We start from the raw sequence: 11779 nt of genomic DNA, 5'->3' as shown, positions 1-11779 counted from the left end.
CGTCCGCCAAGAGCAAGCAGCGCAAGATCATCGGTGGCGGTGCGGCCGCGCCGCCGGCTACTCGGCGTCCAGCCCCGCCAGGACGAGCCCCAGCCGGGCCACCCCGTCCTCGGCGACCTCGACCGGAACGCCCCAGTCCTGCTGGTGCACATGGCAGGCGGGGTACTCGATGTCCGGGGCGTCGTCGCAGGACGCCGCCATCGCCGAGACGTGCAGCACTCCCTCGGGCACACCCTCCGCGAGCACCAGATCCCGCGCGAGGTCGGTGCCCGCGCCCGCGCCCCCGGCGAGCAGCTCCGGCGGTGTCGCGCTCACCAGCAGCCGGGTCGAGGGGCCGTAGCGGGTGTCGAGCTTCTGGCCCGCGGGGGCCTGGAAGACCACCTCCAGCCGCAGCGCGCCCGGGGCGACCGCGGTGGCCGCGCGCTGGGTGCGATGCGCCACCGACTCGACGCGTACCGCCTCCTCGGGCAGCCTCAGCCGGGTCAGCCGGTGCCGCGCCGACTCCACCACGACGATGTCGTCGTCGACGAGGACCGCGGCGGACGGCTCGCGCAGATCCGTCGCCAGCGTCGTGACCTCGCCGCTCGCGGGATCGTAGCGGCGCAAGGCGTGGTTGTAGGTGTCCGCGACGGCGACCGAACCGTCGGGCAGCGCGGTCACGCCCAGCGGATGCTGCAGCAGCGCCTGACCGGCGGCACCGTCGCGGTGCCCGAAGTCGAACAGGCCGGTGCCGACGGCCGTACGGATGACGTAGCCGGCACCGTCTTCGGCGGGCTCCGCCCAGCGGACCGCGCTGGTCTCCGAGTCCGCGATCCACAGCCGGTCGCCGGCCGCCGCGAGCCCGGACGGCTGGGCGAACCAGGCCTCGGCCGCCGGGCCGTCCACCAGGCCCTCGTTGGTCGTGCCGGCCGCGACCTCGACCGTGCCGGTGGCCGGGTCGTACGTCCACAGCTGGTGCACCCCGGCCATCGCGATCCACAGCCGGTCCTGCCACCAGGCGATGTCCCAGGGCGAGGAGAGCGCCACCTCGCGGGCCGGCCCCGAGGTCGGTGAGCCCTGCCACCACTGCTTGCCGGTGCCGGCCACGGTCTCCAGCGCACCGGTTGCGGGATCGAGGACGCGGATGGCGTGGTTGACGGTGTCCGCAACGGCCACCCGCCCGTCGGGCAGCAGCGCCAGACCCTGCGGCTCGTTGAAGGAGTCCGGCGTCAGACCGCGTTCGCCGCTGCCGATCCGGCGCAGTACCCGCTCGCCGTCCGCCGCCAGCTCCACCAGCTGGTGGCGGGTGGTGTCCGAGACCAGGAAGCCGCCGCCGGGCAGCCGCACCGCCTTGCCGGGGAAGCGCAGATCGGTGGCGACCGGCTCCGGCGGCACATAGGGGCCGTCGCCGCGCCGCAGCGTGCCCTTCGCCTCGTGCTCGGCCTCCAGCTCCTCGACGAGCTTGGCGAGGGCGTGCGCATGGCCCTCGCCGGCGTGCTGGGCGACGACATACCCCTCGGGGTCGATCACCACGAGCGTCGGCCAGGCCCGGACCGCGTACTGCTTCCAGGTGGCGAGCTCGGGGTCGTCCAGCACCGGATGCTCGACGCCGTAGCGCTCGACGGCGTCCACCACCGCCTGGTGCTCGGCCTCGTGCACGAACTTCGGGGAGTGCACACCGATGATCACCAGCGTGTCGCGGTGCCGCTCCTCCAGCTCCCGCAGCTCGTCCAGGACATGCAGACAGTTCACACAGCAGAACGTCCAGAAATCCAGGACGACTATGCGTCCTCGCAGGTCGGAGAGGGTCAGTTCGTTGTTTCCGGTGTTCAGCCAGCCGCCCTTGCCGATCAGCTCGGGGGCCCGGACGCGCGCACGTGAAGCCATGTGGACATTCAACGTCACTCCGGTGCCCGCACATTCCGCAGGGGCACCGGGGAACACCTCAGCCATGCAGCCATCCCCCGGGGCCGAGCCCCCGCGCTCCCGTAAGTACCTCGTACGCGACCGGATCTTCGGCATCGGCGACGACTACTGGATCGAGGACGAGCACGGGCGGCACGCCTTCCTCGTGGACGGCAAGGCACTGCGACTGCGGGAGACCTTCGAGCTGAAGGACCCCGAGCGGCGGGTGCTGATCACCATCCGCAAGAAGATGCTGGCCCTGCGCGACACCATGACGATCGAGCGGGACGACACGGCGCTGGCCACCATCCGACGCAAGCGGCTCTCGCTGCTGCGCAACCACTACCGCGTCGAGCTGGTGGACGGCACCCAGCTGGACGTCAGCGGCAAGGTCCTGGACCGGGAGTTCGCGATCGAGTACGACGGCGAGCTGCTCGCCGAGATCTCGCGGCGCTGGCTGACCGTGCGCGACACATATGCGGTCAATGTCGTACGGGACGACGCGGACCCCGCGCTGCTGATCGCCATCGCGGTCTGTGTGATCCGGCTGGCGGAGCGGGAGCGCGGCGAGGACTGAACGGTGGGCGCCGAAACCGTGGGCCGCAGCCCTCAACGGCCGTGGCACATCGGCCTACGATGGTCCCCCGAAAGCACTGCCGGGGTGCCCGTGCGCAGCGTAACTTAACTGCACAGACAGCATGCCCGCGTACGAACCGTCCGAGGGGTCCCGTGACCGTCCATCCCAGCCTTCAGTCCTCCATCGATGCCTGGACTCACTCCATAGAAGCGATAACCGAGCTGGTGACCCCGCTCGTCGAGGGCGAGTGGAACAGGGCGACGTGCCTCCCAGGGTGGTCCGTTCGCGATGTGGTCTCCCACATCATCGGCCTGGAATGCGAGATGCTGGGCGACCCTCGGCCGATCCACACGCTGCCGCGGGACCTCTACCACGTGCGCAGCGAGTCGGCGCGCCGCATGGAGGTGCAGGTCGACGTCCGCCGGCACCACACCGGCCCCGAGATGGTCAGCGAACTCGAATACACCGTGATCCGCCGGTCCCGGCAGCTGCGCAACGAGTCCCGCCAGCCGGACGCCGTGGTGCGCAGCCCCCTCGGTGAGGAGCGGTCGCTGGAATTCGTGCTCCAGCAGCGTGCGTTCGACGTCTGGGTCCATGAGCAGGACCTGCGCCGGGCGCTCGGCAAGCCCGGCAACCTCGACTCCCCCGGCGCGCATGTCACGCGCGATCTGCTGGTGAAGGTGCTGCCCGGCGTCGTCGCCAAGAGGGCCCAGGCGCCCGCCGATTCGGCGGTGGTCTTCGACGTCAGCGGACCGCTGGAGTTCCTGCGCACGGTCCGCGTCGACGCCGAGGGCAAGGCCACCATCGACGGCAGCGTCTCCCTCGGCCCGACCGTGACGTTCGCCCTGGACTGGGACACCTTCCACCAGCTGGCCTGCGGCCGGGTCCGGCCGGCGGCCGTCGCCGAGCAGGTCAAGATCGACGGTGACGATGAGCTGGCCGAGGCGATCCTGAACAACCTCGCGGTCACGCCGTAGCGCGGACCGGGAGACGGGCGGGGGCGTCCCGGCGGTGACGTTTCACGTGAAACAGCCCCCGCCAACCACCTCACGCCGGGACGTGGACCGCCTCGACCCGGCTGACGACCAACCGTTCGCGCTCGCGCCGCGCCGCACTGCCGCGCAGCCGAAGGATCTGGCAGAGGCCCACCGCCTCCAGGACGAAGATCGAGGCGAGGGCGATCCGGTAGTTGTCACCGGTCGCGTCCAGCAGGACGCCGACGGCCAGCAGCGTCGTCATCGACGCGGTGAAGCCGCCCATGTTGACGATGCCGGAGGCGGTGCCCTGGCGCTCGGGCGGGTTGGCGGGCCGGGCGAAGTCAAAACCGATCATCGAGGCCGGACCGCAGGCCCCCAGCACCGCGCACAGCACGATCAGCAGCCACATCGGCGCATGATCGGCCGGCCAGGACAGCACGATCGCCCACATCAGGGCGGTGGCACCGACGGTGCCCAGGGCGAGCGGCATGCGGGCGGCGTGGTGACGGGCGATGACCTGGCCGTAGACCAGCCCCACCGCCATGTTGGAGAGCACCACGAGGGTGAGCAGTTCACCGGCGGTGCCACGCGACAGGCCCTGCGCCTCGACGAGGAACGGCAGACCCCACAGCAGCAGAAACACCATCGCGGGGAACTGGGTGGTGAAGTGCACCCACATGCCCAGCCGGGTGCCCGGCTCCCGCCAGGCGTCCGCGATCTGCCGGCGCACGAACCCCGCGCCGGTGTGCTCGGCGGGCGCCGGCGGCGGCTCGAAGCCCTCCGGGTGGTCCTTGAGGAAGAGCAGCAGCAGGATCAGCACGAGGACGCCGCCGGCCGCACTGGCGGCGAACGTCGGGGTCCAGCCGAAGGTGTGCAGGAAGCGGGCGAGGACGAGCGTGGAGACCAGGTTGCCCGCCATCCCGACCAGCGCGGCGATCTGCGCGATCATCGGGCCCCGGCGGGACGGGAACCAGCGGGCTCCCAGCCGCAGCACACTGATGAAGGTCATCGCGTCACCGCAGCCGAGCAGCGCACGCGAGCCCAGCGCCATGGGATACGACGCGGAGAGCGCGAAGCCGAACTGGCCGACGGTGTAGAGCACGACGCCGAGGGTCAGCACCTTCTTGGCGCCGAGCCGGTCGACCATCAGGCCGACGGGTATCTGCATCCCCGCGTACACCAGCAGCTGGAGGATGGAGAACGTCGACAGCGCCGAGGCGTTGATGTGGAAGCGCTGGGCGGCGTCCAGACCGGCCACGCCGAGGCTCGTGCGGTAGGTGATCGCGACGAAGTAGACCGCGACGCCGATGCCCCAGACCGCCATGGCCTTACGGCCGCCGGGCGGGTCCGGGAGCAGCGGACGGACGGGGCCGCCGCCTATGCCGGAGCCGCCGGTGCTCTCCGGTTCGCCGGTGCCGCCGCTCATCGCACGTCTCCCTGTGCGAGGTTGCGGACCCAGCTGACGTGGCGGTGCACGGCGTCGGTCGCGGCGGCCGCGTCACCGGCGCGCAGCGCCTGGAGGATCTCCGCGTGCTCGGCGATGTTCTTGGCGATCCGGTCGGGGTGGGCGTGCATCACCGCGACGCCCATCCGCAGCTGGCGGTCGCGCAGCTGCTCGTAGAGCCGGTCCAGGATCTGGTTGCCGGCGCTGCGCACGATGGCGGCGTGGAAGGCGCGGTCGGTGACGGAGACGGCGGCCAGATCCCCGGCCGCGGCCTGCTCCCGCATCGTCTCCAGCAGCTCGGTCAGCTCACCGAGCAACGGCTCGCCGGCCGGCACCGCCTTGGCCGCGGCGTGTTTCTCCACCAGCAGCCGGGTCTCGACGACATCGGCGATCTCCTGCGCGGAGACCGGGAGCACCAGCGCGCCCTTCTTCGGATAGAGCCTGATCAGCCCCTCGACCTCCAGGCGCAGCAGCGCCTCGCGCACAGGTGTGCGCGAGACCCCCACCGCGTCGGCCAGCTCACCTTCGGTGAGCAGCATCCCGCCCTCGTAGCGGCGGTCCAGGACGGCGTCCTTGATGTGCGCATAGACCCGCTCGGCGGCGGGCGGCTGCTTGGCGGCGGGCTCGGTGGCGGGGGCGGCGGGTGCGGACGCGGAGGGCATGCGCACAGGATAGATACAACAGGTATGCGTCCGGCACCCGGTTCCGCGATGCGGACGATCACCAGGGCATTTGTCCAGGTAGCGGACCTATTGAACCCCTGTGCGGCAGCTGGTCGGCCGGGGTCGGACCGCGTTCGTCAGCCCGGCATCCGCCCCTGCGCGACCAGCCGGTCCACCACCTGCGAATGGGCGGGAGCACAGCGCTCACGCGCCTCCCGGCGGTCGAACCAGGCGTACTCGACGATCTCCCGGCCCGGGACCGGTGCGATGTCCTGGGGCCCTCCGGTGAAACAGGTCATGTGCAGCCGGCGACCGTTCTTGCCGTGCGCGACGTCGTGGACGACGAAGGCCTCCGACAGCTCCTCGACGGGCACCACCAGACCGAGCTCCTCGGAGAGCTCACGCGACAGCGCCTCACGGGCGGTCTCCCCGGGCTCGTACTTGCCGCCCGGGAGGTAGAACGTGTCGTTCCCCCGCGTCCGCACGCTCAGCAGCCGCCCCTCGCGCAGATGCAGCCAGCCCACCGACCGCAGCGGCGCGACCCGCTCCAGGGCGATCAGCCGATGGCCGGTCTCCTCGTCCACCCGCCGCCCCCGCTCGGTGAAACCGAGGTGCGCGTAGAAGCGGCGGGCGCGGGCGTTGCCCTCGAAGACCTCCAGGGCCAGCGCACCGTGCCGGGCCGCCGCATGCTCGATCAACTGTCGCCCGATGCCGCGGCCTTGGGTCTCCGGAGCCACGAACAGCCCGCCGACCTCGGCGCCGGGCCCGGCCTCCGTGCGCTCCCCGCGCCCGCTCGGCAGGAGCCCGAGGAGGCCGATGACGGTGCCGTCACGCTCGGCCACCCAGTTCTCCGCCTGGACGAGGTACACCTCGCGGAGGACCCGGGCCCGTTCGCCCGCACCCTCCCCCTCGATGAAGGGGTGCGCCTGCCGTGCGGCCCGCGACCACAGATCGGTGACAACGTCCTGGTCGGAGGCCCGATAGCGCCGGATGATCATGTCGTTGGTCATTTCGCCGACCGTAGACAGCCCGGTCGGCAGCGGCAAACCCTTTACGGCACCGCGGCCCGCCCTCCTCGAAAGGGGGACCGGAGGGGGACGTAGGGTCCACCTAAAGTCTGACGCGAGTCCGTACCTGGCGCGTACGGATCGGCCCGAATCCCATGGGTGAATGGAGGCATGGAGCCGGGGAGGCTCCGACACTCAAGGGGAGTTGACCATGCAGCCCAGGACGAACGCCGGCCGCCGGACGCGGAACACCGTCGTACTGGCATTGATCGTCGCCAGCCTGTGGGCGGGCTTCACGCTGAGCCGAGGCGCCGCGCACGCCGACGAGTCCGGCCCGACCGGCCCGGTGGCGCACTTCAGCCGCGCCGTGGAGCTCATCCGGGGCTGACCACCCCGGACAACGCCGGAGCGAGCCGCCGAGCCGGCCTCAGGCACCGTTTCACGTGAAACTGGGCCGGGCGTCGTTTCACGTGAAACGACGCCCGGCCCAGCCGATACCGCGTCCCGGATCACCCCCAGGTGATCAGCCGCTTCGGCCGCTCCAGCACCGCCGCGACATCCGCGAGCAGCTTGGAGCCCAGTTCACCGTCGATCAGCCGGTGGTCGAAGGACAGCGCGAGCGTGGTGACCTGGCGCGCCTTCACCTTGCCCTTGTGGACCCACGGCTGGAGCTTGACCGCACCGAAGGCGAGGATCGCCGACTCCCCCGGGTTGAGGATCGGTGTACCGGTGTCGACGCCGAAGACGCCGACGTTGGTGATGGTGACCGTGCCACCGGTCATCGCCGCCGGGGAGGTCTTGCCCTCACGAGCGGTGGCGACCAGATCACCGAGTTCCGCGGCGAGTTGGGGAAGCGTCTTGACTCCGGCGTCCTTGATGTTCGGGACGATCAGCCCGCGCGGCGTGGCCGCCGCGATGCCGAGGTTGACGTAGTCCTTGTAGACGATCTCCTGATTCGCCTCGTCCCAGGACGCGTTGACATCCGGGTGTCGCTTGATGGCGACCAGGAAGGCCTTGGCGACGAGCAGCAGGGGGTTGACCCGCAGCCCTGCCATGTCCGGGTCCTGCTTCAGCTCCTGGACGAGCTTCATCGTGCGGGTCACGTCGACGGTGATGAACTCCGTGACGTGCGGCGCGGTGAAGGCGCTGGCGACCATCGCCTGCGCGGTGGCCTTGCGTACGCCCTTGACCGGTACCCGCCGCTCGCGGGCGGCGAGGTCGACGATGCCGGGCTCGGCCGGGACGACCGCCGTCGGCACGGGGACCTCGGCGGATACCGCCGGGGCCGCTGCCGGGGCGGCGGCCGCGTGCACGTCCTCGCGGGTGATGATGCCGCCCGGCCCGGTCGGTGCGACGGTCGCCAGGTCGATGCCGAGATCCTTGGCGAGCTTGCGCACCGGCGGCTTGGCCAGCGGCCGCCCGGCGGAGACCGCGGGCGCGGCGCTCGCGGCCGGAACGGCGGGGGCGGCCGGAGCGGCCGGAGCCACCGGGGCAGCCAGCGGTGCCGGTGCGGACCGCCCGTTCAGCTCCGCCTGCAGCCCGGCGGTCGCGGCCACCGGCTGGGACGGCACGCCGGGCTGCGGCTTGCGGGCCCGGCGCTTGGTCGAGGACGGCGCGGCGCCGTAGCCGACCAGCACGGCCTGGCGGCCCTGCGGCTCGGCGTCCTCCTCGTCGGGCGCCGCGGCGGCCGGCGCGGCGCCGCCCGCGGCCGGTGCCTCGGCGGGTCCGGCTCCGGGGTCGGTGTCCACGGAGATGATGACGGTGCCGACGTCGACGGTGACGCCCTCGCCGAAGCGCAGCTCGTGCACCACGCCGTCGTAGGGGATGGGCAGTTCGACGGCGGCCTTGGCGGTCTCGACCTCACAGACGACCTGGCCGTCGGTGACGGTGTCGCCCGCCTGGACGTACCACTTGAGGATCTCGGCCTCGGTGAGCCCCTCGCCCACGTCGGGCATCTTGAACTCGCGGAAGCGCTGTGCGTTGGCGGTACCTGCAGTCATGGTCACGAACTCTCCTCAAACCCTCAGTACGCCAACGCGCGATCGACGGCGTCGAGCACCCGGTCCAGCCCCGGCAGGTACTCGTCCTCCAGCCGGGAGGGCGGGTACGGGGAGTGGAAGCCGCCGACCCGCAGGACCGGTGCCTCCAGCTGGTAGAAGCACCGCTCGGTGATCCGGGCGGCGATCTCCGCGCCGGAGCCGAAGAAGACCGGTGCCTCGTGGACGACGACCAGCCGGCCGGTCTTCTCCACCGACGACTGCACGGTGTCGAAGTCGATCGGGGAGAGCGAGCGCAGGTCGACGACCTCGACGGACTTGCCCTCCTCGGCCGCGACCTTGGCCACGTCCAGGCAGACCTTCACCATCGGGCCGTAGGCGGCCAGGGTGAGGTCCGAGCCGCTCTGCGCGATCCGGGCCTTGTGCAGCGGATCGGGGATCGACTCGGTGTCCAGCCGCGACTTGTCGTGGTAGCGGCGCTTGGGCTCGAAGTAGATCACCGGGTCGTCGCCGGCGATGGCCTGCTGGAGCATCCAGTAGGCGTCGGAGGAATTCGAGGGAGAGACGATCTTGAGGCCCGCGACATGCGCGAACAACGCCTCGGGGGACTCGGAGTGGTGCTCGACCGCGCCGATTCCGCCCGCGTACGGGATGCGGATGACGACCGGCACCTTGACCTTGCCCAGCGCGCGGGCGTGCATCTTCGCGAGCTGGGTGACGATCTGGTCGTAGGCGGGGAAGACGAAGCCGTCGAACTGGATCTCGACGACCGGGCGGTAGCCGCGCAGCGCCAGGCCGATGGCGGTACCGACGATGCCGGACTCGGCGAGCGGGGTGTCGATGACCCGGTCCTCGCCGAAGTCCTTCTGCAGGCCGTCGGTGACACGGAAGACGCCGCCGAGCTTGCCGACGTCCTCGCCCATGACGAGGACCTTGGGGTCGGCCTCCATGGAGGCGCGGAGCGATTCGTTGATCGCCTTGGCGATGGTGATCTTCTCGAAGACGGCCATGGTCAGTTCCCCTCCGCGACGGCATCGGCGTCGGCGAACGACGCCTGGTACGCGGCGAACTGCGCGCGCTCCTCATCGACGAGCGCGTGCCCGTCGGCATAGACGTTCTCAAAGATCGCCATGTGGTCCGGATCGGGCATGGCGCGTACGGCATCGCGGACCCGCTTGCCCAGGGTCTCGCTCTCCTCCTCGATCGATGCGAGGTAGGCGTCGTCGACCATGCCCTCGGCCTGCAGATACGCCTTCAGCCGGCGGATCGGGTCCTTGGCCTCCCAGGCCGCCCGCTCCTCGTCGGCCCGGTATCGCGTCGGGTCGTCGGACGTGGTGTGCGCGCCCATGCGGTAGGTGAAGGCCTCGATGAGCATCGGGCCCTGGCCGGTGCGGGCCCGCTCCAGCGCCGCCTTGGTCACCGCCAGACACGCCAGTACGTCGTTGCCGTCGACCCGTACGCCGGGGAATCCGAAGCCGCGGGCGCGCTGGTAGAGCGGCACCCGGGTCTGCTTCTCGGTGGGCTCGGAAATCGCCCACTGGTTGTTCTGGCAGAAGAACACGACCGGGGCGTTGTAGACCGCGGAGAAGGTGAAGGATTCCGCGACGTCTCCCTGGCTGGAGGCGCCGTCACCGAAATACGCGATGACCGCGGAATCCGCGCCGTCCTTCTGCACGCCCATCGCATAACCGGTCGCATGCAGCGTCTGCGAGCCGATGACGATGGTGTAGAGGTGGAAGTTGTTGCTGTTGGGGTCCCAGCCGCCGTGGTTGACGCCGCGGAACATGCCCAGCAGGTTCGTCGGGTCGACTCCACGGCACCACGCCACACCGTGCTCGCGGTAGGTCGGGAAGACGTAGTCGTCGTCGCGCAGCGCGCGGCCGGAGCCGATCTGGGCGGCCTCCTGGCCCAGCAGCGAGGCCCACAGGCCCAGCTCGCCCTGGCGCTGGAGGGTGGTCGCCTCGGCGTCGAACTTCCGCGTCAGCACCATGTCGCGGTACAGGCCGCGCAGTTCCTCGGGGGACAGGTCGATGGCGTAGTCCGGGTGCTCGACCCGCTCCCCTTCGGGGGTCAGCAGTTGTACGAGCTGATCCTGCTCCGCCTGCTCGGGCCGGCCGGTCGTGCGGGCCTTGGCCGGGGACGCCTTCTTCGCCGGCGCCGCCTTCTTGGCGGTGGTGCGCTTGCTGCTGCCGCGGGCGTTTTTCCGCTGCGCAGTGCCTTCCACGGTCACGTGCTGCTCCTCCGTCTGTCCGGCCCCCGGGGTCCGCCGGTGGCCGTATTGCGGCTCACCCGGTATCCGATACGGCGCACGGGGTGTGTGCGATCGCGGCCGGATCCGGGTGGAACAAAGCTCCCGGAAGGTGGCCTGCTCATTGCACGTTACCCATTGTCAAAGCCGAAGTGGAAACGGCGCTGACCTGCGATTTTGCTTGGATTTCCAAGTAAATCGCGAAGGTAAGGAACAACTCCTGGTCACAGCGTTGCAGGCCGCCGGGACAACGGCACGTTATATCGGTGACCTGGAGCACGGGAAGACTTGATGTGTGAGACTGGCTCGGTGAGCGAAGACGGAAAAATCACGGTATTCCTGCTCGACGACCATGAGGTCGTCCGGCGCGGTGTCCACGAAATGCTCGCGACCGAGGCGGACATCGAGGTGGTCGGCGAGGCCGGCACCGCCGCAGACGCCCTGGTCAGGATCCCTGCGACGCGTCCCGACGTGGCGGTGCTCGATGTCCGGCTGCCGGACGGGAGCGGTGTCGAGGTCTGCCGCGAGATCCGCTCGCAGAACGAGGACATCAAATGCCTGATGCTCACCTCGTTCGCTGATGACGAGGCCCTTTTCGATGCGATCATGGCCGGTGCGGCCGGTTATGTCCTCAAGGCCATTCGGGGCAATGAACTGCTCTCCGCGGTACGCGACGTGGCGGCCGGCAAGTCGCTGCTCGACCCCGTGGCCACCGCCCGCGTCCTGGAGCGGCTGCGCGACGGCAGCGCCGCCAAGGGCGACGACAGGCTGGCGAACCTCACCGAACAGGAGCGCAGGATCCTCGACCTGATCGGCGAGGGGCTGACCAACCGCGCGATCGGCGAGCGGCTCCACCTCGCCGAGAAGACGATCAAGAACTATGTCTCCAGCCTGCTGTCCAAGCTCGGCATGGAGCGCCGCTCCCAGGCTGCCGCCTACGTCGCGCGGAGGCAGGCGGAGCGGCACTGACCCGACGGGAGCGC

At 70.7% G+C, this 11779-nt stretch carries 11 protein-coding genes; 4 read left to right on the top strand and 7 right to left on the bottom strand.

What is annotated here, in order from left to right; all coding sequences use genetic code 11:
* Positions 1-57: 57 nt before the first annotated feature.
* Positions 58-1866, bottom strand: a complete 1809-nt coding sequence (locus AC0680_RS04170) for an NHL domain-containing thioredoxin family protein (RefSeq protein WP_478624726.1) — start codon at positions 1864-1866, stop codon at positions 58-60.
* Positions 1867-1930: 64 nt separating this feature from the next.
* Between AC0680_RS04170 and AC0680_RS04165 the strand changes: the two genes are divergently transcribed.
* Together AC0680_RS04165 and AC0680_RS04160 are read left to right on the top strand one after the other, a co-directional pair.
* On the top strand, positions 1931-2461 hold the full coding sequence (locus AC0680_RS04165) for an LURP-one-related/scramblase family protein (RefSeq protein WP_478624725.1): 531 nt from the start codon (positions 1931-1933) through the stop codon (positions 2459-2461).
* A 152-nt stretch (positions 2462-2613) separates the two neighbouring features.
* Positions 2614-3438 carry a maleylpyruvate isomerase family mycothiol-dependent enzyme gene (locus tag AC0680_RS04160; protein ID WP_478624723.1) on the top strand — a complete coding sequence of 275 codons (825 nt, stop codon included), beginning with the start codon at positions 2614-2616 and terminating at the stop codon, positions 3436-3438.
* A 70-nt stretch (positions 3439-3508) separates the two neighbouring features.
* Here the strand turns inward: AC0680_RS04160 and AC0680_RS04155 are convergent, their stop codons facing one another.
* The 3 genes from AC0680_RS04155 to AC0680_RS04145 form a co-directional block, all read right to left on the bottom strand.
* On the bottom strand, positions 3509-4762 hold the full coding sequence (locus AC0680_RS04155; RefSeq protein ID WP_478625074.1) for an MFS transporter: 1254 nt from the start codon (positions 4760-4762) through the stop codon (positions 3509-3511).
* A gap of 98 nt (positions 4763-4860) precedes the next feature.
* The gene (locus AC0680_RS04150) at positions 4861-5544 is read right to left on the bottom strand and encodes a GntR family transcriptional regulator (RefSeq protein WP_478624721.1); all 684 of its coding nucleotides are present in this window, start codon (positions 5542-5544) and stop codon (positions 4861-4863) included.
* Positions 5545-5681: 137 nt separating this feature from the next.
* On the bottom strand, positions 5682-6554 hold the full coding sequence (locus tag AC0680_RS04145) for a GNAT family N-acetyltransferase (RefSeq protein WP_478624719.1): 873 nt from the start codon (positions 6552-6554) through the stop codon (positions 5682-5684).
* 208 nt (positions 6555-6762) lie between these two features.
* On the opposite strand from AC0680_RS04145, the gene AC0680_RS04140 reads away from it, so the two are divergent.
* On the top strand, positions 6763-6939 hold the full coding sequence (locus AC0680_RS04140; RefSeq protein WP_468976098.1) for a hypothetical protein: 177 nt from the start codon (positions 6763-6765) through the stop codon (positions 6937-6939).
* Positions 6940-7060: 121 nt separating this feature from the next.
* Here AC0680_RS04140 and AC0680_RS04135 read toward each other — a convergent pair whose 3' ends face one another.
* Genes AC0680_RS04135 through pdhA form a run of 3 tightly spaced genes read right to left on the bottom strand, consistent with a single transcriptional unit; the run spans position 7061 to position 10778 of the window.
* Positions 7061-8551 (bottom strand): dihydrolipoamide acetyltransferase family protein, encoded by a 1491-nt coding sequence (locus tag AC0680_RS04135; RefSeq protein ID WP_478624717.1) that lies wholly within the window; start codon positions 8549-8551, stop codon positions 7061-7063.
* 23 nt (positions 8552-8574) lie between these two features.
* Positions 8575-9558: an alpha-ketoacid dehydrogenase subunit beta gene (locus AC0680_RS04130; protein WP_478624716.1), complete on the bottom strand. Its 984-nt coding sequence runs from the start codon at positions 9556-9558 to the stop codon at positions 8575-8577.
* 2 nt (positions 9559-9560) lie between these two features.
* Positions 9561-10778: a pyruvate dehydrogenase (acetyl-transferring) E1 component subunit alpha gene (gene pdhA, locus AC0680_RS04125; RefSeq protein ID WP_478624715.1), complete on the bottom strand. Its 1218-nt coding sequence runs from the start codon at positions 10776-10778 to the stop codon at positions 9561-9563.
* 327 nt (positions 10779-11105) lie between these two features.
* On the opposite strand from pdhA, the gene AC0680_RS04120 reads away from it, so the two are divergent.
* Positions 11106-11765: a response regulator gene (locus tag AC0680_RS04120; protein WP_384424169.1), complete on the top strand. Its 660-nt coding sequence runs from the start codon at positions 11106-11108 to the stop codon at positions 11763-11765.
* Positions 11766-11779: the final 14 nt, after the last annotated feature.

The sequence above is a fragment of the Streptomyces sp. NPDC043738 genome (assembly GCF_056436545.1).
Note: the sequence above shows the minus strand (reverse complement) of the source record. Positions and strands in the feature narration are given on the sequence as shown.

What these genes read in the sequence shown, in the direction of transcription:
- AC0680_RS04170 (WP_478624726.1), bottom strand. Translation starts at nt 1,866, where the DNA reads ATGGCTTCACGTGCGCGCGTCCGGGCCCCCGAGCTGATCGGCAAGGGC.
- AC0680_RS04165 (WP_478624725.1), top strand. Translation starts at nt 1,931, where the DNA reads ATGCAGCCATCCCCCGGGGCCGAGCCCCCGCGCTCCCGTAAGTACCTC.
- AC0680_RS04155 (WP_478625074.1), bottom strand. Translation starts at nt 4,762, where the DNA reads ATGGCGGTCTGGGGCATCGGCGTCGCGGTCTACTTCGTCGCGATCACC.
- AC0680_RS04150 (WP_478624721.1), bottom strand. Translation starts at nt 5,544, where the DNA reads ATGCCCTCCGCGTCCGCACCCGCCGCCCCCGCCACCGAGCCCGCCGCC.
- AC0680_RS04145 (WP_478624719.1), bottom strand. Translation starts at nt 6,554, where the DNA reads ATGACCAACGACATGATCATCCGGCGCTATCGGGCCTCCGACCAGGAC.
- AC0680_RS04140 (WP_468976098.1), top strand. Translation starts at nt 6,763, where the DNA reads ATGCAGCCCAGGACGAACGCCGGCCGCCGGACGCGGAACACCGTCGTA.
- AC0680_RS04135 (WP_478624717.1), bottom strand. Translation starts at nt 8,551, where the DNA reads ATGACTGCAGGTACCGCCAACGCACAGCGCTTCCGCGAGTTCAAGATG.
- AC0680_RS04130 (WP_478624716.1), bottom strand. Translation starts at nt 9,558, where the DNA reads ATGGCCGTCTTCGAGAAGATCACCATCGCCAAGGCGATCAACGAATCG.